Source organism: Actinomyces urogenitalis, from assembly GCF_002861525.1.
GTDB classification, from domain to species: domain Bacteria; phylum Actinomycetota; class Actinomycetes; order Actinomycetales; family Actinomycetaceae; genus Actinomyces; species Actinomyces urogenitalis.
This window is the reverse complement of sequence record NZ_PKHA01000001.1, coordinates 146338-165701: the sequence shown is the minus strand read 5'-3', so window position 1 is coordinate 165701 and position 19364 is coordinate 146338. Positions and strand designations below refer to the sequence as shown.

At 70.3% G+C, this 19364-nt stretch carries 16 protein-coding genes; all 16 read right to left on the bottom strand.

What is annotated here, in order from left to right; translation table 11 throughout:
* Positions 1 to 26: 26 nt before the first annotated feature.
* A complete protein-coding gene (pyrF, locus tag CYJ26_RS00725; RefSeq protein WP_024036635.1) occupies positions 27 to 920 on the bottom strand; it encodes an orotidine-5'-phosphate decarboxylase in 894 nt (297 codons plus the stop codon).
* Entirely contained in the window at positions 917 to 4240 is a 3324-nt protein-coding gene (gene carB / locus CYJ26_RS00720; RefSeq protein WP_006549770.1) for a carbamoyl-phosphate synthase large subunit, read from the bottom strand. The genes pyrF and carB overlap by 4 nt, the downstream gene beginning before the upstream one ends.
* Position 4241: 1 nt before the next feature.
* Complete coding sequence (carA, locus tag CYJ26_RS00715; RefSeq protein WP_006549771.1) at positions 4242 to 5441, bottom strand: glutamine-hydrolyzing carbamoyl-phosphate synthase small subunit; 1200 nt, start codon at positions 5439 to 5441, stop codon at positions 4242 to 4244.
* 4 nt (positions 5442 to 5445) lie between these two features.
* Entirely contained in the window at positions 5446 to 6759 is a 1314-nt protein-coding gene (locus tag CYJ26_RS00710) for a dihydroorotase (protein WP_006549772.1), read from the bottom strand.
* Positions 6756 to 7742: an aspartate carbamoyltransferase catalytic subunit gene (locus CYJ26_RS00705; RefSeq protein ID WP_006549773.1), complete on the bottom strand. Its 987-nt coding sequence runs from the start codon at positions 7740 to 7742 to the stop codon at positions 6756 to 6758. The genes CYJ26_RS00710 and CYJ26_RS00705 overlap by 4 nt, the downstream gene beginning before the upstream one ends.
* Complete coding sequence (gene pyrR, locus CYJ26_RS00700) at positions 7739 to 8314, bottom strand: bifunctional pyr operon transcriptional regulator/uracil phosphoribosyltransferase PyrR (protein WP_006549774.1); 576 nt, start codon at positions 8312 to 8314, stop codon at positions 7739 to 7741. The genes CYJ26_RS00705 and pyrR overlap by 4 nt, the downstream gene beginning before the upstream one ends.
* Positions 8315 to 8449: 135 nt before the next feature.
* A complete protein-coding gene (gene nusB / locus CYJ26_RS00695; protein WP_006549775.1) occupies positions 8450 to 8917 on the bottom strand; it encodes a transcription antitermination factor NusB in 468 nt (155 codons plus the stop codon).
* A 5-nt stretch (positions 8918 to 8922) separates the two neighbouring features.
* Positions 8923 to 9486 carry an elongation factor P gene (gene efp, locus CYJ26_RS00690; RefSeq protein WP_006549776.1) on the bottom strand — a complete coding sequence of 188 codons (564 nt, stop codon included), beginning with the start codon at positions 9484 to 9486 and terminating at the stop codon, positions 8923 to 8925.
* Positions 9487 to 9516: 30 nt separating this feature from the next.
* Positions 9517 to 10089, bottom strand: coding sequence for a shikimate kinase (locus tag CYJ26_RS00685; protein ID WP_050765693.1), 573 nt, complete (start codon positions 10087 to 10089; stop codon positions 9517 to 9519).
* Positions 10086 to 11861 (bottom strand): 3-dehydroquinate synthase, encoded by a 1776-nt coding sequence (aroB, locus tag CYJ26_RS00680; protein ID WP_006549778.1) that lies wholly within the window; start codon positions 11859 to 11861, stop codon positions 10086 to 10088. The genes CYJ26_RS00685 and aroB overlap by 4 nt, the downstream gene beginning before the upstream one ends.
* Positions 11855 to 13075, bottom strand: coding sequence for a chorismate synthase (gene aroC / locus CYJ26_RS00675; RefSeq protein ID WP_006549779.1), 1221 nt, complete (start codon positions 13073 to 13075; stop codon positions 11855 to 11857). Before aroC ends, aroB begins: the two co-directional genes overlap by 7 nt.
* A 56-nt stretch (positions 13076 to 13131) precedes the next feature.
* Positions 13132 to 14046, bottom strand: a complete 915-nt coding sequence (locus tag CYJ26_RS00670; protein ID WP_101637779.1) for a shikimate dehydrogenase — start codon at positions 14044 to 14046, stop codon at positions 13132 to 13134.
* Between the two features lie 2 nt (positions 14047 to 14048).
* Positions 14049 to 15272 (bottom strand): endolytic transglycosylase MltG, encoded by a 1224-nt coding sequence (gene mltG / locus CYJ26_RS00665; RefSeq protein WP_006549782.1) that lies wholly within the window; start codon positions 15270 to 15272, stop codon positions 14049 to 14051.
* Positions 15269 to 15745: a Holliday junction resolvase RuvX gene (gene ruvX, locus CYJ26_RS00660; RefSeq protein ID WP_034235550.1), complete on the bottom strand. Its 477-nt coding sequence runs from the start codon at positions 15743 to 15745 to the stop codon at positions 15269 to 15271. The genes mltG and ruvX overlap by 4 nt, the downstream gene beginning before the upstream one ends.
* 13 nt (positions 15746 to 15758) lie before the next feature.
* Positions 15759 to 18473 (bottom strand): alanine--tRNA ligase, encoded by a 2715-nt coding sequence (alaS, locus tag CYJ26_RS00655; RefSeq protein WP_101637778.1) that lies wholly within the window; start codon positions 18471 to 18473, stop codon positions 15759 to 15761.
* A 128-nt stretch (positions 18474 to 18601) separates the two neighbouring features.
* Positions 18602 to 19225 (bottom strand): 30S ribosomal protein S4, encoded by a 624-nt coding sequence (gene rpsD, locus CYJ26_RS00650; RefSeq protein WP_006549785.1) that lies wholly within the window; start codon positions 19223 to 19225, stop codon positions 18602 to 18604.
* Positions 19226 to 19364 lie beyond the last annotated feature (139 nt).

Sequence of the window (19364 nt, the reverse complement as noted above, 5' to 3'; positions counted from 1 at the left end):
CCCCTGCCCTGCCCACTACCTGCCAGTCAGCCGCGCAGGGCGCTGGCCGCGCTCGCGCTCGCCTGGGCCGCAGCCTGGCGCAGGTCGCTCACCTCGGGCCCGGCCCGCAGCACACCGCGGGAGGTCGAGGCCAGGACCTGGCGGCGCGCCGGGCCGAAGACCTCCTCCAGCTCCGCCGCCCCCGCGCCCTGGGCGCCCACGCCCGGCGCGAGCAAGGGGGCATTGGCCGCGGCCAGGTCCAGGTCAAGGCGCCTGACGGCGTCACCGATCGTGGCACCCACCACCAGGCCCAGGCTTCCCAAGGTCCCTGCCGCCCGCGCCGCGGCGTTGAGCTGCCCGACGCCGGTTACCACGCCTGCGGCGACCGACTGCCCCTGCTCGTCACGTGCGTGCTGGACACTGGCTCCCTCGGGGTTCGAGGTCAGGCCCAGGACGAACAGGCCACGTCCCGTGGCCTGGGCCAGCTCGATGGCCGGCGTCAGCGATCCCAGGCCCAGGTAGGGCGAGACGGTGATCGCGTCAGCCGCCAGCGGGGCGCCGTCGGCCAGGTAGGCCTGTGCGTAGCCAGCCATCGTGGAGCCGATGTCGCCACGCTTGACGTCCAGGATAGCCAGCGTCCCCACCTGTCGCAGGGCGGCCAGGGTCTCCTCCAGCACGGCGACGCCGGCTGAGCCGTGACGCTCGAAGAAGGCCGACTGCGGCTTGATCGCAGCCACCCGCCCTCCCAGAGCCTCAACCACTCGTGCGGAGAACTCCCTCAGGCCCGCGACGTCGTCGCCCAGGCCCCAGGCCTGGAGCAGGCCAGGATGCGGATCGATGCCCACGCACAGGGGGCCCAGATCGTCCATGGCGTCAGCCAGACGGGCCCCAAAGGGCAGGATCCCGGGAAAGTCCTGGTCGGCGTGGTCAGTCAGGCTCATCGCTGCTCACTCCTCTCGTGGCGAGCGGCGCGGTCAGCGTTGTGCTCCTGGAGGCTGCGCACCTTGAAGGGGCCGCGCAGCTGGGCCTCCAGCGCCTGGACCGCTGCCTGCAGCTCCTGGACGGTGGTGATCATCGGCTTGTTGGCGCTCGTCGTCGCTGCGCGGATGGAGTAGCCGTCAGCGCGCGCTCCCTGGCCCTTGGGAGTGTTGACCACCATGTCGACCGCACCGGACTCGATCAGCCCCACGATAGTCTGCTCGCCGTCCTTGCTCACGCCCTCGCTCAGCTTGCGCACGGGCGTGGCCGGGATGCCGTTGCGTCGCAGGACCTGGGCGGTACCGGTGGTGGCCAGGATGGTGAAGCCGAGCTCGGCCAGACGTGCCACCGGCAGGATGATCGCGCGCTTGTCACGATCAGCCACCGAGACGAACAAGGTGCCCTCGTCCGGCAGCCCGCCGTAGGCCCCCGCCTGGGACTTGGCGAAGGCGCGCGGGAAGTCGACGTCGTAGCCCATGACCTCGCCGGTCGAGCGCATCTCCGGTCCGAGCACGGTGTCCACCACCCGGCCCTGCGGGGTACGGAAGCGCTTGAAGGGCAGGACCGCCTCCTTGACCGCGATCGGATCAAACAGGTCGGTGACGGAGGCGTCCTCGGCCGGCAAGTAGCCCTGGGCCTTGAGTGAGGCGATCGACTCCCCCGCCATGAGCAGCGCCGCCGCCTTGGCCAGCTGGACGCCCGTGGCCTTGGAGACGAAGGGGACCGTACGCGAGGCACGCGGGTTGGCCTCGATGACGTAGAGCGTGTCGCTCATGAGCGCGAACTGGATGTTGAGCAGTCCCCGCACGCCCACCCCGGCGGCGATCGCCTCGGTAGAGCGACGGATCCTGGCGATCTCGGCGTCCGACAGCGTCATCGGCGGCAGGACGCAGGCCGAGTCCCCGGAGTGGATACCGGCCTCCTCGATGTGCTCCATGACCCCGCCCAGGAACAGCTCGTGGCCGTCGTAGAGGGCGTCGACGTCGATCTCGATAGCGTCGTCAAGGAAGCGGTCGATGAGGAGGGGGCCGTTGGCGTAGGCGCCACCGCTCTCCGCACCGGCTCGGGCCAGGTAGTCCTCCAGGCCCGAGCGGTCATAGACGATCTCCATACCGCGCCCGCCCAGCACGTAGCTGGGACGCACGAGGACGGGGTAGCCGATGCCCTCAGCCACAGCCAGCGTCTGGTCGTCACTGCGCGCCGTGCCATGAGCCGGGGCGGGCAGTCCGGCCTTCTCCAGGACCACGCCGAAGACCTGACGGTCCTCCGCGGCGTCGATCGCCTCGGGGCTCGTGCCCAGGATCGGCACGCCGGCAGCCTTGAGCCGGGCCGCCAGGCTCAGCGGAGTCTGCCCGCCCAGCTGGACGACCATGCCGGCCACCGGGCCGGCTGCCTTCTCCGCCTCGTAAACCTCCATGACGTCCTCGAAGGTCAGCGGCTCGAAGTACAGGCGGTCCGAGACGTCGTAGTCGGTCGAGACGGTCTCCGGGTTGCAGTTGACCATGACGGTCTCGTACCGCTCAGCCAGGGCCATCGTCGCGTGGACGCAGGAGTAGTCGAACTCGATCCCCTGACCAATGCGGTTGGGGCCCGATCCCAGGATGATGACCGCCTCACGCTCGCGCGGGGCCACCTCGGTCTCCATGTCGTAGGAGGAGTAGTGGTAGGGCGTGCGCGCGGCGAACTCAGCGGCGCAGGTGTCCACGGTCTTGTAGACCGGGCGCAGGCCGAAGGCCCGGCGAACCTCGCGCACCGTGTCCTCGCTGATGCCCCGCAGGGCTGCGACCTGGGAGTCGGAGAAGCCGTGGCGCTTGGCCCGGGCCAGGACCTCGCGGGTCAGGGCCGGCGCCTGCTGGACGGACTCAGCCACCTCCTGCAGAAGCATCATCTGGTCCAGGAACCACGGGTCGATCTTCGTGACCTCGAAGAGCTGGTCCAGGGTGGCGCCACCGCGGATGGCCTGCTGGAGCTCCAGCAGACGGTGCTCGGTGGGCACCTGGATGGACTCCAGGAGGGCGGCGGTGGCCTTGGCATCGGGCCGGGGACCGTCCCAGTGGAAGACCGTGCCCTTCTTGTCGATCGAGCGCATAGCCTTCTGCAGCGCCTCGGTGAAGGAACGGCCGATGGCCATGGCCTCGCCCACCGACTTCATCGTGGTGGTCAGCGTCGGGTCCGCGCCGCGGAACTTCTCGAAGGCGAAGCGCGGGACCTTGACCACCACGTAGTCGAGCGTGGGCTCGAAGGAGGCCGGGGTCGAGCCGGTGATGTCGTTGGGGATCTCGTCCAAGGTGTAGCCCACAGCCAGGCGCGCGGCGATCTTGGCGATGGGGAAGCCCGTGGCCTTAGAGGCCAGCGCCGAGGAGCGCGAGACACGCGGGTTCATCTCGATGACGATGACGCGCCCGGTAGCCGGGTCCACGGCGAACTGGATGTTGCAGCCACCGGTGTCCACGCCGACCTCACGGATGACGGCGATACCGATGTCACGCAGGCGCTGGAGCTCGCGGTCCGTCAGCGTCAGCGCCGGAGCCACCGTCACCGAGTCACCGGTGTGCACGCCCACCGGGTCGACGTTCTCGATGGAGCACACGACCACGACGTTGTCCGCCTTGTCCCGCATCAGCTCCAGCTCGTACTCCTTCCAGCCCAGGATGGACTCCTCCAGGAGTACCTCGGTGGTGCGTGAGGCAGCCAGGCCCTGGCCCGCGATGCGCTCCAGGTCCTCGGCGTCATAGGCCACGCCTGAGCCCAGGCCGCCCATGGTGAAGGAGGGACGCACCACCACCGGGTAGCCGCCCAGGGCCTCAACGCCCGCGTGGCACTCTGCCATGGTGTGCGCGATGCAGGAGCGGGCAACCTCCGCCCCGCAGCGCTCGACAACCTTCTTGAACTCCTCGCGGTCCTCGCCGGCGTTGATGGCCGCGGCGTTGGCCCCGATGAGCTCGACGTCGTACTTGTCCAGCACGCCGGCCTCCACCAGGCTCATGGCGGCGTTGAGGGCGGTCTGGCCACCCAGCGTGGGCAGGAGGGCGTCAGGGCGCTCCCGCTCGATGATGGTGGTGAGCACCTCGGTGGTAATCGGCTCGACGTAGGTGGCGTCAGCGATATCAGGATCGGTCATGATCGTGGCCGGGTTGGAGTTGACCAGGATGACCCGGATGCCCTCACCACGCAGCACGCGGCAGGCCTGGGTGCCAGAGTAGTCGAACTCGCAGGCCTGCCCGATGACGATCGGGCCGGAGCCGATGACCAGGACGGAGCGGATGTCGTCGCGGCGGGGCATGTCAGCGAGCCTCCTTCATCAGGCGCACGAAGCGGTCAAACAGGTGCTCGCCGTCGTGCGGCCCGGCAGCAGCCTCAGGGTGGTACTGGACGGAGAAGGCCGGCAGGTCCAGGGCTCGCAGGCCCTCAACCACACCATCGTTGAGGCCGACGTGGCTGACCTCGACCCGTCCGTAGCGCCCGCCGTCGTAGGGCGCCAGGCTCGGCTCCTCCACCGGGGCGTCGACGGCGAAGCCGTGGTTGTGGGCCGTGATCTCCACCTTGCCCGTCGCCCGGTCCAGGACCGGCTGGTTGACCCCGCGGTGGCCGTAGCCCAGCTTGTAGGTCCCGTAGCCCAGCGCCCGGCCAAAGACCTGGTTGCCCAGGCAGATGCCGAAGAAGGGCAGGCCGGCGTCGAGCACACCGCGCAGCAGCTCGACCTCGCGGTCGGCCGTGCCCGGGTCCCCCGGCCCGTTGGAGAAGAAGACGCCGTCCGGGTGAAGAGCCAGGACCTGGTCCAGGGTGGTGGACTGGGGCAGGACGTGGACACGCACACCGCGCTCGGCCAGCTGCCAGGGCGTGCGGTTCTTGATACCCAGGTCGATGGCGGCCACGACCGCCACCGGCTCGCGCCCGGCGAACTCGCCGCTGGGCTCGACCACGTAGCCCTGCGGCGTGGTCACCTCAGCGGCCAGGGCTGCGCCGGCCATCTGGGGGGCGCTGCGCACCGCCTCCAGGCAGATCTGGACGGCTGCGGCCGAGGGGCCGCCGGCGTCGTCAGCCCCTGCCGGCAGGGCGTCACCGGAGAAGATGCCGGCGCGCATGGCGCCGCGCTCACGAAGGTGGCGGGTCAGCGCACGGGTGTCGACCTCGCACAGACCGACCACGTCCTGGTTGACCAGCTCGTCCTCCAGCTCGCGCCGGGAGCGCCAGCTGGAGGCACGGCGCGCAGGCTCGCGTACGACGTAGCCGGCCACCCAGATGCGCGAGGACTCCGGGTCCTCGTCGTTGACGCCCGTGTTGCCGATGTGCGGTGCGGTCTGGACCACGATCTGGCGGTGGTAGGAGGGGTCGGTGAGGGTCTCCTGGTACCCGGTCATCCCGGTGTTGAAGACGATCTCCCCCACCGTGCGCCCGGTGGCGCCGTAGGAACGGCCGCGCAGGACGTAGCCGTCCTCCAGCACCAGCAGGGCGGTACCGCGGTCACTGCTGCGTTCACTCATCTCTTCAGTCCTCCTGTGTCGCGGTCGGGGCGCCGCCGAGTACCGTGGGGCGGCCGTGCAGGAAGGTCGCGATGACCTGTCCAGGCAGCTCCATGCCGGCGTAGGGCGTGTTGGTTGAGGCGGTCCACTGGGCGCGCGGGTCGACCAGGCGGCGCACGCTGGGGTCGACGACGGTGATGTTGGCGCTGGCGCCCACGCTCAGGCCCTGACCCTGGTCGCGCAGGCGCCCGATGAGCGCCGGTACGGTGGACATGGCCCGGGCCAGGTCCCGCCAGCTCATCCGGCCGGTGGAGACCATCGTCTCGATCAGCACCGGCAGGGCCGTCTCCAGCCCGGTCATGCCGAAGGCGCCGGCCTGCCACTCGCAGTCCTTGGACTCCAGGGGGTGGGGAGCGTGGTCGGTGCCCACGACGTCGATGGTCCCGTCCGCCAGGGCCTGGCGCACGGCCTCGACGTCCTCGGCCGTGCGCAGGGGCGGGTTGACCTTGTACAGCGGCGAGTAGCTGCGGGCCAGCTCGTCGGTGAGCAGCAGGTGGTGCGGGGTGACCTCGGCGGTGACCTGGATGCCGCGGCCCTTGGCCCAGCGCACCAGGTCCACGCTGCCGGCGGTCGACAGGTGGCACACGTGCAGGCGCGAGCCCACGTGCTCGGCCAGGAGCACGTCACGGGCGATGATCGACTCCTCCGCCACGGCCGGCCAGCCTCGCAGCCCGAGCTCGGCGCTGACCGCGCCCTCGTGCATCTGGGAGCCCTCGGTCAGCCGCGGGTCCTGAGAGTGCTGGGCGATGACGCCGTCGAAGGCCTTGACGTACTCCAGCGCCCGGCGCATGAGGACCGGGTCGGACACGCACTTGCCGTCGTCGGAGAAGACCCGCACGCGGGCGGCGGAGTGCGCCATGGCACCCATCTCGCTCAGGTGCTTGCCCTCCAGCCCCTGGGAGACGGCTCCCACCGGGTGGACGTCGACCCACCCGGCCTCGCGCCCGAGCCGCAGGACCTGCTCGACCACCCCGGCGTTGTCCTGGACCGGGTGGGTGTTGGCCATGGCGAAGACAGCCGTGTAACCGCCTACGGCCGCGGCACGGGTGCCGGAGAAGACGGTTTCGGCGCTCTCGCCGCCTGGCTCGCGCAGGTGGGTGTGCAGGTCGACCAGGCCCGGCAGCGCCACCAGGCCCTCCAGGTCATGGCGCTGGGTGCCTGACGGCGCCTGCGAGGCTGCCTCGGGCCCGAGGGCCGCGATCTGGCCGTCAGCGATGAGGATGTCCGTCGGGTCCTCGCCGTAGGGGCGGACACCGGTCAGGAGGTGGGAGGAGGTCACAGCTGGTTCCCTTCGTCGGCCAGGAGCAGGTAGAGGGCTGCCATCCGCACTGACACGCCGTTGCCAACCTGCTCGATCACGCGTGAGCGCGGATCGTCGGCAGCCTCGGCGGTGATCTCCAGGCCCCGGTTCATCGGGCCCGGGTGCATGACGATGGCGTGCTCGGGCATCGCCGAGCGTCGTGCCAGGTTCAGGCCGTAAGAGTGGGAGTACTCCGCAGGGCTGGGGAAGTAGCCGCCGCCGGCGGCGCTCATGCGCTCGCGCTGAACCCGCAGCATCATGACGGCGTCGGGACGCACCTGCTCGATCGTGGCGTCCAGGTCGTAGGAGACCTCGCAGGGCCAGCCCTCCATGCCCACCGGCAGGAGGGTCGGCGGGGCCACGAGGGTGACCTGGGCGCCGAGCGTGGTGAGCAGGTCCACGTTGGAGCGGGCCACGCGCGAGTGCAGCACGTCGCCCACGATGACGACCTTAGCTCCGGCCAGGTCCCGTCCCTGGGGCGCGGGCGAGCCATCGGAGCGCTCACCGCAAGGGTCGTACCAGCGGCGCAGGGTCATGGCGTCCAGCAGCGCCTGGGTGGGGTGCTGGTGCTTGCCGTCGCCGGCGTTGAGGACAGGAACGTTGATCCAGCCCGCGTGCGCCAGCAGGTGAGCGGCGCCGTCGGCGCTGTGGCGGATGACGACGGCGTCAGCACCCATCGCCATGATCGTCTGGGCCGTATCCTTGAGGGACTCCCCCTTGGAGACCGAGGAGCCCTTGGCGGAGAAGCTGATGACATCAGCGCTCAGGCGCTTGGCGGCTGCCTCGAAGGACAGGCGGGTACGGGTGGAGTCCTCGAAGAAGAGGTTGACCACGGTCTTGCCCCGCAGCGTGGGCAGCTTCTTGACGGCGTGACGCTGGGTGGCGGCCATGGCCTCGGCGGTGTCCAGGACCATGACGGCCTCGTCGTGGGACAGATCCTTGGCGCTGAGCAGGTGCTTCATCGTGCCTCCTCGTTCCCGCCGGCGATCGTGACGGCGTCGGCGTCGGCTCCGAGCTCAGTCAGGGAGACGACGACCTTCTCGGTGCGCGAGGTCGGCAGGTTCTTGCCCACGTAGTCCGCCCGGATCGGCAGCTCCCGGTGGCCGCGGTCCACGAGGACCGCGAGCTGGACCGCGGCCGCGCGTCCGATCGAGCCCAGGGCGTCCAGGGCGGCGCGGATGGTGCGCCCGGAGTAGAGGACGTCATCGACCAGGATGACCGTGCGTCCCTCCAGCGTGCCACCGGGAATGAGGGTGGGCTGAGGGACGCGGATGGGGTGACGACCCAGGTCGTCGCGGTACATCGTGATGTCGAGGGTGCCGACGGGGACCTCACGACGGTCCGCGCCCACGGCGGTGGCCAGCGCGGAAGCCAGCCGCCTGGCCAGCGGGACGCCGCCGGAGGGGATACCGAGGAGGAGGACGTCGTCGACTCCCCGGTTGCGCTCAACGATCTCGTGAGCGATACGAACGAGGGAGCGCGCGATCTCGGCCTCGCCGAGGATCTGCTTCCCAGTGGACTGCGTGCTGGCCACGGTGCGTGGACCTCCTTCCCCGCCTCACTGGACGGGCTTCAAGGATGTCGGACGCCTCAATCGTAGTCCCACCACCCAGCTCGCCGCGCGCCTGACTCCAGATCAGGCGCGCGGCGAAGGTCACGTTGGAGGCGCTCAGCGCAGCGTGTCAGCCAGGTCCCCGATCCGCCCCAGGACGCCACCGAGGTAGCGAGGGGAGTCGTCGGTTGAGAGCATCTTGGCCAAGGTCTGGGCCTCGTCAAGGGCAACCGGCACGTCGACGTCGTCGTTATAGACGATCTCCCAGGTGGTCACGCGGGCGATCGCCCGGTCCACCGCCGGCATACGAGTCAGGCTCCACCCCTGGGAGTAGGTCTCGATGTGCTCGTCGATCTGCTCCAGGTGGTCCGCCACGCCCGTGAGGATCTCACGCGTGTAGGCGGGAGCCTCGGTGTGGTTGGCGGAGTGGACGGCCCGCTCGGCTGCCAGGGCGCGCAGGTTCTCAGCCGCCTCGCCCGCCCGCAGCAGGCCGCGCTGGTCGGCCTCGAAGAGGATCTCGATAGCCCGCCGGCGCGCCTTGGTCCGGGCGGTGACGGTGTGCTTGATCCGTGCGGAGTCAGTCATACCGATCAGTCGGTGACGCGGGAGATGTAGTCGCCGCTACGGGTGTCGACCTTGACCTTGTCACCCTCGTTGAGGAAGAGCGGCACCTGGATCTCGGCGCCGGTCTCCAGGGTGGCCGGCTTGGTGCCCGCCGAGGAGCGGTCACCCTGCAGGCCGGGCTCGGTGTGGGAGATGGTCAGCACGACCGCCGCCGGGAGCTCGACGAAGAGCACCGAGTCCTCGTGGAAGGCGACGATGACGTCCTGACCCTCGAGCATGTAGGTCGCGGCCTCGCCGACCGTGTCAGCAGGCACGTAGGTCTGCTCGTAGGTCTTGACGTCCATGAAGACGAAGTCGTCGCCGTCCTTGTAGGAGTACTGCATGTCGCGGCGGTCGACCGTCGCGGTCTCAACCTTGATGCCGGCGTTGAAGGTGCGGTCCACGGTCTTGCCGCTCAGGACGTTCTTCAGCTTCGTGCGCACGAAGGCCGGGCCCTTGCCAGGCTTGACGTGCTGGAACTCGACCACCTGCCACAGCTGGCCCTCGATGTTGAGCACAAGGCCGTTCTTCAGGTCGTTCGTCGTTGCCACGAGTGGGTTCCTCACTGTTGGGGGCGAAAGTCAGACGCCTGCCAGTCTATCGCGCCTCTGCGGGAGCGAGGACAGGGCCTGGGCCACCTCCTGGGCACTGGTGTGCGTGGTGTCGATGACACCATCGGCCAGAGCCTGGCACTGCGCATCGCGCTCGTGAAGCATCTGGGTGAAGACGTGGTTGACGTTGCCCAGGGCCACCGAGCGCGGAGCATCCAGCCCGTTGCGGTAGGCCAGGCGGCGTACGGAGGCCGTCAGCGCCACCACCCGCGCACCGCGCTGGCGGGCGCCGGCTAGTGCCGCACCCACCTCGGCGCGCCCCAGGCACCCCGAGCCCAGCGCCACGACGTCGCCGTCCTCCAAGGCCTGCAGGGTCTGGACGGCCACCGCCGCCTCCACCTCGCGGTAGCGCTCCTCCCCCACGGCGACCAGGGCGCTGGCCTCAGCCACGCCCAGGTGCTGCGCCACGCGCTGGGCCAGGTCGATAGACCTGCCGCCGCGCTGGGCAGCCAGGGCTGCCCCCACGCTTGTGCAGCCCGATCCGGGTGGGCCCAGGAGGATGACCGCGACGGTCCGCTCACCGCCGTCACGAGGCTGGTTCATGACGCCGGCCTCGTGACGGCCTCGTGGGCCGCCTCCAGCACGCAGTCCTCAGGCTCCACGCCTCGCACCGGGTGGGCCAAGGCATCGAGGAGCACCATGCGGATACGACCAGCGCGGACCTTCTTGTCCCGGCGCATCACCGCCACCATCTCCTCCCATCGTCCTTGCCCCTGGGGGAAGGCCAGCGGCAGCCCGGCGCTGGCAAAGGCCTCACGGTGCAGGCGAACCAGCTCATCGTCCATCATCCCCATGCCCCTGGCCACCTCGGCAGCGTAGAGGCAGCCCACGGCCACGGCCTCGCCGTGACGCCACTGGTAGTGCGTCACGGTCTCGATCGCGTGGGCGTAGGTGTGACCGTAGTTCAGCACCTCGCGCAGGCCGGACTCCCTCAGGTCCTGGCCGACGACTCCCGCCTTGACGGCCACCGAGCGCGCCACGAGCTCGGCCAGGGCAGAACCGCTCCAGCGCGTCAGCTCCTCACCAGCGGCCAGGACCCGCTCGATGATGACCGGGTCAGCCATGAGCCCGCACTTGACGACCTCGCCCAGACCCGCACGCAGCTCGGCCTGCGGCAGGGTCTCCAGGCTCCCCAGGTCGCACAGGACCGAGGCTGGGCTGTGGAAGGCACCGACGAGGTTCTTGCCGGCGGCCGTGTCAATACCCGTCTTGCCGCCCACGGCCGCGTCCACCATCGCCAGCAGGCTCGTAGGCACCTGGACCACCGGGATGCCCCGCAACCAGGTCGCTGCGGCCATGCCAGCCAGGTCCGTCGTCGCTCCGCCGCCCACAGCGACCACGACGCCGTCGCGCCCGATCCCTGCCCCTCCCAGGGCCTCCCACAGGCTTGAGAGGGTCTCGGCGTTCTTCGAGGCCTCACCACCGGGGACCTCGATGACGCTCGTGCGCAGGCCCGCCTCGGTGAGCGCTGCCTCATAGCGTCGGGCCACCCGGGCTACCGAGTCCGCGTGGATGAGCGCCACGCCGCCCGCGCCCCCTCCAGGAGCCTTGCCAACGCCCTGGACGACGTCGGCTGACAGCTCGTGACCAATGACCACGTGGTAGGGACGGGCCCCGCCCACACGGATGCGTACCTTGCCGTGCTCGTCAGGCGCGCCGATCGGGACCGCTACCGGGGTGCGGGTCGGCACCTCGCCAACCTGGCCTGATGCGGCACCGGCGCCAGCGGGCTCAACCTTGCGCAGCAGCGCGAGGATCTGCGAGGTGATCTGCTCCGGGCTCAGGCCGTCGGTGGACACGGTGTGGGCCGCCACCTCCTCGTACAGGTGGTGACGGGCGCGATGGAGCTCCTCCATGCGCGCGAGCATGGGATTGGCCAGCAGGTCCTCGTCGTCCGAGCTCGATCCTGCCGGCCTCATCAGCGGCCGACCGGTACCGTCACCGACGTGGGCGGCCGCCGTCGCGGGCTCAGCCGCCAGGTGGATCACGAGCCGGCCCGTGAGCATGCGGCGGTTCTCCTCGCGCAGCACCGCTCCCCCGCCCAGTGCCACCACGCCCTGGGCCGCCGCCGGGGAGGTCAGCACGTGGCGCAGGGTGCGGGTCTCCCGATCGCGGAAGCCCTGCTCACCCTCGGCGGCGAAGATCTCGGGAATCGTGGCGCGAGCACGACGGCGGATCTCGGCGTCGGTGTCAGTGACCTGGACCCCGAGGGCGACGGCGAGCTGACGCGCCACCGTGGTCTTTCCCGCACCGGGCAGGCCGACGAGGATGATGGGCAGGATGTCAGTGTTGATGCGGGGCTGGTACTTCACCACTGGGTCCTCTCTGACACACGAGCGAGGTAGGACTCCAGGTTACGCCTGGCCTCTGACACGCTGTCCCCTCCGGTCTTCTCCAGCAGGGCCTGAGCGAGCACCAGCGCGACCATGGCCTCGGCAATGACGGCCCCAGGCACGACGGCGGTGGTATCCGATCGCTGGTGCAGGCCCGTGGCCGCCGAGCCGTCAGCCAGGTCAATCGTGCGCAGCGCGCGGGGCACGGTCGAGATGGGCTTGTAGGCGGCCCGCACCACGATATCGGCGCCGTTGGAGATGCCGCCCTCGATGCCGCCGGCCCGGTTAGAGGCACGCTCCAGCCGGCCGGAGCTGACCGCGAGGATCTCGTCGTGGGCTGCGCTTCCGCGCCGGGCGGCCTCGGCGAAACCGTCACCGATCTCGACGCCCTTGACCGCCTGGATGCCCATGAGGGCGCTGGCCAGACGGGCGTCGAGCCGCCGCTCGGCCTCGACGTAGCTCCCCAGGCCCACTGGCACCCCGGTAGCCACGACCTCGACGACGCCGCCCAGCGTGTCTGCAGACTTCTTGGCGGCGTCGATCTCGGCCACCATCCGGGCGCTGACCTGCGGGTCCGTGCACCGCACCGGGTCCGCGCTCAGCCGTGCCTCGTCCTGCGGGGTCGGGCGGGCGGCGTCGTCGGGCAGGGCCACGGAGCCCACACGCACCACGTGGCTGACCAGCTGGATACCGGCCACCTGCTCCGCCAGCGCGCTGGCCACCGCACCCAGGGCGACCCTGGCAGCCGTCTCGCGGGCCGAGGCCCGCTCCAGGACCGGACGGGCGTCAGGAAGGTCGTACTTGAGGATGCCGGACAGGTCTGCGTGCCCGGGCCTGGGCCGGGTCAGGGGCCGGTTGCGCGCGATCTCGCGCTCGTCCCCAGTGCCGGCGTCCACGAGCAGCGCGGCCGGGTCCACCGGGTCGGGGCTCATCACCACCGACCACTTGGGCCACTCGGAGTTGCCGATCTGCAGCGCCACCGGCGAGCCGATCGTGCGCCCGTGGCGCACGCCGCCCAGGATCGTCAGGGCGTCAGCCTCGAAGGCCTGACGGGCACCGCGTCCGTGCCCGAGGCGCCGGCGTGCCAGCGCGCGACTGATCTGCTCGCTCGTAATCTCCACACCCGCCGGCACGCCTTCTAGCAGGGCGGTCAGGGCCTGGCCGTGTGACTCACCGGCAGTCGTCCATCGCAGCATGACGCCATCTTCCCACACGCCACCGACGCCGTCGGCCGGGGTCTCAGCGCACGGGTCTACCGGGCGGACAGCGCCTGGAGGACGGCGCGACGCATGACCTGCGCATCCGGAAGGTGACCGGTCATGAGTCGCACCTGCGGCACGGCCTGGTGGAGCAGCATGAGCCAGCCCGGAGCCACCACTCCCCCGGCCTCCTGCCAGGCAGCAGCCAGGGCAGTCGGCCACGGGTCATAGACGACGTCGAGCAGCGTGGCCTGCTCCAGCGCCGAGCGCGATCCAGCGACCCGGCGCAGCGCAGGCACGAGCGCGTCCGCCGCGCCAGCCGGCAGGGTGGACACCGCCAGCTGCGCACCGGCGAGGGCCTGGGCCACCTCACGGCAGGAGGCCTCCTCCTGCGGGCGCCAGGTCAGCGCCTCGATCTCCAGCCCCATCCGGTGCGCCGCTGCCAGGGCCCGGCCGGGACCCGCATGATGGCGCGCCGCGACGACGATCCTGCGCGCGCCCAGCTCGGTCAGCGCCGCCAGGGCCGAGCAGGCCGTCGCTCCCGAGCCGAGGACGAAGGCCGTGCCGCCTCCTGCTGCCGCGGGCCCGGCAGTCTCACGCAGCGCCCCGACGATCCCGGCAACGTCGGTGTTGAAGGCCGCCAGCAGCGCCGGGCCCGTACCTGAGCGCTGAGCAACCACCGTATTGGCGGCCCCCACCGTCTGCGCCAGAGGATCGACGATGTCAACGAGAGTGAGCAGGCGCTGCTTGTGCGGCATCGTCACGCTCAGCCCCTCCCAGGTAGGAGCCTCGCCCGCCGGTGCCCCCAGCCGAGCCAAGAGCTCCTCCAGCTCACCCGGCGCGACCTCACGGCTGAGGTACTCCCAGTCCTCCAGGCCTAGGTCCTCATAGGCCGCTCGGTGCAGCACCGGTGACAGGGAGTGTGCGACCGGCTGACCGATGACGGCGGCGCGGTGCCTGACAGACATGGTCAGTTCCCGGCGCTGCTGGTCGACTGCCCCGAGCAGGTCTCGGCATGCTCCTGGCACCAGGCGGTCAGCTGCTCAGTGTTCTTCAGCTGCTCCTCGTGAGTGGCTGAGAAGAGCGTCTCTCCGGTGTCCAGGTTGACCGTGACGAAGTACAGCCAGTCACCGGCCGGAGGGTTGATGACGCCCTGGATCGCCTCCAGACCGGGGTTGGAGATCGGGCCGGGCGGCAGGCCCTCGTGCTGGTAGGTGTTGTACGGGTTGGAGGCGTCGGCGACCTCGTCCGCCGTCGGGATGCCTCCGGTACGTCCGAGCCCGTAGAGCACGGTGGAGTCCATCTGCAGCCTGCCCTTGGTCTCGCCGTCAGTGTCCGCCAGGCGGTTCTCGATCACCCGGGCCACCTGGCCGTAGTAGCTGGCCGAGGCGACCTCACGCTCGACGATCGAGGCCTTGATGAGCACGGTCTCGTAGTCGGAGGCCGCTACGCCCGCCGACTCCAGACGGGAGAGCGTCAGGCTCACCATCGCCCCCACGACGTCAGTCGCCGCCGCGTTCTCCGGCACGTCGTAGGTCGACGGCGCCAGCCAGCCCTCCACCTGGCCACCGGCGGCCTCAGGCAGACCGATACCTGAGGCGTCAGCGAAGGCGGCGTCGACCTCCTCGGAGGTGAAGCCGGCCACGGAGACCAGGCGGTCCTTGACCTGGGCCATGGTGTAGCCCTCGGGGATGGTCAGGGTGTGGTCCGATCGCGAGGCCGGGTCCAGCAGGGCCGCCACCGCGTTGGCAGCCGACATCTGCAGGCGCAGGGTGTAGGTGCCGGCCTGGATCTTGGAGGCGTTGGAGTTGGCGGCATAGGCGTCAGTGAAGGCTCCCACCGTAGCCACGACGCCGGCGTCCTTGAGGATCTGACCGATCTCGCCGCCGGAGGCGCCCTCAGGAATGGTCACGACCACCTCACCGGTACCGGCCCCGGTGTAGTCCGAGACCGTACCCGAGCCGCTGACCGCGCCCTTGACCACGTCCAGGGCCTGGTAGGCCACGAACCCGACGCCGGCCAGCACCAGGACGAGGACGAGGGTAGAGATGAGAGCGCGACGGCGACGCCGCCGACGCTGCTGGAGCCACTGCCGGCTGCGCTCACGCCGAGCGGAGCGGGTCTGACGCGGCGCAGGCGGCTGCGCCTCGCCCTCGCCCTCGCCCAAGGTGGCGAAGAAGTCGTCCTGGCTCATAGTCCACCTCTCTGGCTGGGCGTCACGGGCTCGCCTGCTGGCCGCCCCGTCCTGCGTTCGATCTCCAGGGCCTGCTCGAGGATAACGACAGCCGCGGCCTGGTCAACCACTGGTCGAAAGTCCTTGGCGTGCCGTCCTGAGCCGTGCAGGGCCTGGTGGGCACTGACCGTACTGAGTCGCTCGTCAACCAGGCGTACCGGAACCGGGCCGACGCGCGCCGCTAGCTGACGGGCCCAGCCACGCGCGTCACGGGTGGAGGCCGTGGAGCCGCCGCTGAGCTGGATCGGCAGGCCGACCACGACCTCAATCGCCTCGTAGTCCTCGACCAGGTCAGCCGCCTCCTCCAGATCGGCTCCGTAGCGGTCTCGGGTCAGTGTGCACTCTGGGACGGCCAGGATCGCGTCGGCGTCGCACCGGGCGACGCCGACGCGGGCCTTGCCGACGTCAAAGGCGAGTCTACTTCCCAAGCGCACAGGCACCGCCGATTCAGCCGGCCAGGGCGTGTGAGAGCGCGCGCAGCGCCTCGTCCAGGGCCGCCGCGTCCTGGCCGCCGCCCTGGGCCAGGTCCGGCTTACCGCCGCCACCACCGCCCAGGGTCTTGGCCGCCACCCGGACCAGGTCTCCGGCCTTCGCGCCCAGGTCTCGGGCGGCCCCGTTCGTCGCCACGATGACCAGCGGGCGCTCGCCGCTGACTCCGCCCACGGCCACGACCGCCGGCTCGCCCTCCCCCAGGCGCTGGCGCACGTCGAGCACGAGGCTGCGCAGGGCGTCGGCCGAGCCGACGCTGCCCAGATTGGCCGAAGCCAGGAGGTAGCCGCCCACACGCTCCGCTGAGTCAACGACCTCGGCGGCCTTGGCCACCATGGCCGCCTGCTCGGCTGCAGCGAGCTTCTTCTCGGCCTCCTTCAGTCGCGTCATGAGCGAGGCGATGCGCTCGGGCAGCTCGTCCGAGCGGCCACCGACGATGGCCGTGACCTGGGAGACCAGAGCGTGCTCCTTGGCCTGGAAGTCGTAGGCACCGTCACCCACGAGGGCGTCGATGCGTCGCACGCCCGAGCCGATGGAGGACTCTCCCAGCACCGCCACCCGGCCGATGTGGCCGGTGGAGGGCACGTGGGTACCGCCGCACAGCTCCTTGTCAAAGCCGTCACCGATGGTGACCACGCGGACCTCGGTGCCGTACTTCTCCCCGAACAGCGCAATGGCACCGGCCTGGCGAGCCTCGTCCAGGCTCATGACGTCGGTGCGTACCGTCAGGTCCTGGGCCAGCTTGTCATTGACCAGGGCCTCAATGTCGCCCACCTGGCCGGCCGACAGCGCCGAGCCGTGGCGGAAGTCAAAGCGCAGGCGGGACGGAGAGTTCTCGCTTCCGGCCTGGTCGGCATGCTCGTTGACCACCTGGCGCAGGCCCGCGTAGACCATGTGGGTCGCGGTGTGCGCCCGAGCGATCGCCAGGCGGCGGGCGGAGTCGATCTCAGCGTAGGCACGCTCACCCAACGCGATCGTGCCCTCGGTCAGTCGACCGCGGTGGACTGACAGGCCACGGATGGGAGCCTGGACGTCGACGACCTCGACGACGCCACCGTCAGCCAGGCGGATGACGCCCTGGTCGGCGAGCTGGCCACCCATCTCCGCGTAGAAGGGGGTGCGGTCCAGGACGACCTCGACCTCAGCGGGAGCCGTGACAGCGGGCTGTGGGACGCCGTCGACCAGCAGTCCGGTGACCACCGCCTCGGCGCTGGACTCGGTGTAGCCCAGGAAGGTGGAGCCACCACCCATCGCCTTCTCGATCTCCTGGAAGGCGCGGATGTCAGCGTGGCCCGCCTTCTTGGCGCGGGCGTCAGCGCGGGCCCGTTCCTTCTGCTCGGCCATGAGGTTGCGGAAGGCGAGCTCGTCGACCTCGACGCCCTGCTCGGCAGCCATCTCCAGGGTCAGGTCGATGGGGAAGCCGGAGGTGTCGTGCAGCTCGAAGGCCACCGAGCCGGGAACCACCGGCTTGGTCCCGGAGTCCTTGGCCTTCTCCTTGGCGGCGGCCACGGCCGTGTCCAGGATCGTCGTGCCGGCGGCCAGGGTACGGCGGAAGGCGTCCTCCTCGGCGTAGGCGACCTCGGAGATCTGCGCCCAGCCGGTCTCCAGCTCGGGGTAGGACAGCTTCATGACGTCCTTGGAGGCTGTCAGCAGGGTGGGCATCGCTGCGTCCAGCACGCCGAGCAGACGCATGGAGCGCACCGCGCGGCGGATGAGGCGACGCAGCACGTAGCCGCGGCCGTCGTTGCCCGGGCGCACGCCGTCGCCAATGAGCATGAGGGCGCTGCGGACGTGGTCGGCGACCACGCGCATGCGCACGTCGTCCTCGTAGGCCTGCCCCGCGCTAGGGCCGGCCGCTCCCAGGCCGTACTTCTTGCCGCTCATCGCCTCAGCAGCCGCGATGACGGGGTAGACCTCGTCGATCTCGTACATGTTGGGCTTGTCCTGCATGATGAAGGCCAGCCGCTCCAGGCCCGCACCGGTGTCAATGGCGGTCTGGTCGAGCTTGCCGACGAGCTCAAAGTCGTGGCCCTCGCCCTCCCCGCGCAGGAACTCATCGAAGACGAGGTTCCAGATCTCCAGGAAGCGGTCACCCTGAGCATCGGCCACCGGGCCGCCGTCCGGACCGTACTGGGCGCCGCGGTCGTAGTGGATCTCGCAGCAGGCACCGGCGGGGCCGGGCTGGCCGGTGGACCAGGAGATCTCCTCAAAGGGCAGCTTCTGGACGTGCTGCTGCGGCACACCGATCACCTTGGTCAGGTGGTTCCAGGAGACCTCGTCCTTCTCCCAGATCGTCATCCACAGCCGATCACCGTCCAGGCCGTACTTGCCCTCGGACTGGGGCCCGGTCAGCAGGTCCCAGGCGTAGGAGATGGCCCCCTCCTTGAAGTAGTCCCCGAAGGAGAAGTTGCCGTTCATCTGGAAGAAGGTGCCGTGACGCGTGGTGCGGCCGACGTTGTCGATGTCATTGGTGCGGATGCACTTCTGCACCGAGGCGGCGCGAGGCCACGGCGCCTGCTCCGTGCCCAGGATGTAGGGAATAAAGGGCACCATGCCGGCGACGGTGAAGAGGATGGAGGGCTCCGGGGAGACCAGCGAGACCGAGGGACGGATCTCGTGGCCCTGCGAGGCGAAGTAGTCCAGCCAGCGTGAGCGGATCTCGGAGGTGCGCATAGGAGTGTGCTCTGTTTCCTCAGTGGTACGAGTGTAAAAGACCAGGGCTGAGACTACCCCGGAAAACCGGAACGCCCCGAACCGGCCAGCGGTTCGGGGCGCCCGGCTGCGTCACGCGCGGGGCGTGATCAGCGCGAGTAGTACTCGACGACCATCTGGACGTCGCAGGTCACGGGGACCTCGTCGCGCTTGGGACGACGCACGAGCGTGGCCGAGAGCTTCTCCAGCTCGACGGTCAGGTACTCCGGGACGGCGGGCAGCACGTCGCGGTGTGTGCCAGCAGCGGCGATCTGGAAGGGGACCATGACCTGCGAACGCGGGCGAACCTGGATGGTCTGGCCGGGCTTGACGCGGAAGGAGGGACGGTCCACGACCTTGCCGTCGACCAGGATGTGACGGTGGACGACGTCCTGGCGGGCCTGGGCGATGGTGCGGGCGAAGCCGGCGCGCAGGACGAGGGCGTCCAGACGCATCTCCAGCAGCTCAACCAGGGACTCACCGGTCAGGCCCTTCTCGCGACGAGCCTCCTCGAAGACACGCTGGAGCTGAGCCTCGCGGATACCGTACTGGGCGCGCAGGCGCTGCTTCTCCTTCAGACGCACGGCGTAGTCGGACTCGGTGCGACGGCGGGCACGGCCGTGCTCACCGGGGCCGTAGGGGCGCTTCTCGAAGTAGCGCACGGCCTTGGGGGTCAGCGGGATGCCGAGGGCGCGGGACAGGCGCACCTGACGGCGGGAACGGGAGGAGCTCATAAGTCTCTTCTTCCTGTCGGATCGTGTCGCACGCCGGCAGCGGGTGCTTCCGGCGCGGGGTCAGCCTCGGAGGGCCAGGACCCCAGGAGCGCCAGCACGCACTCTCGCACGCACTGGCAACCCCGGCACTCTAGCGGTT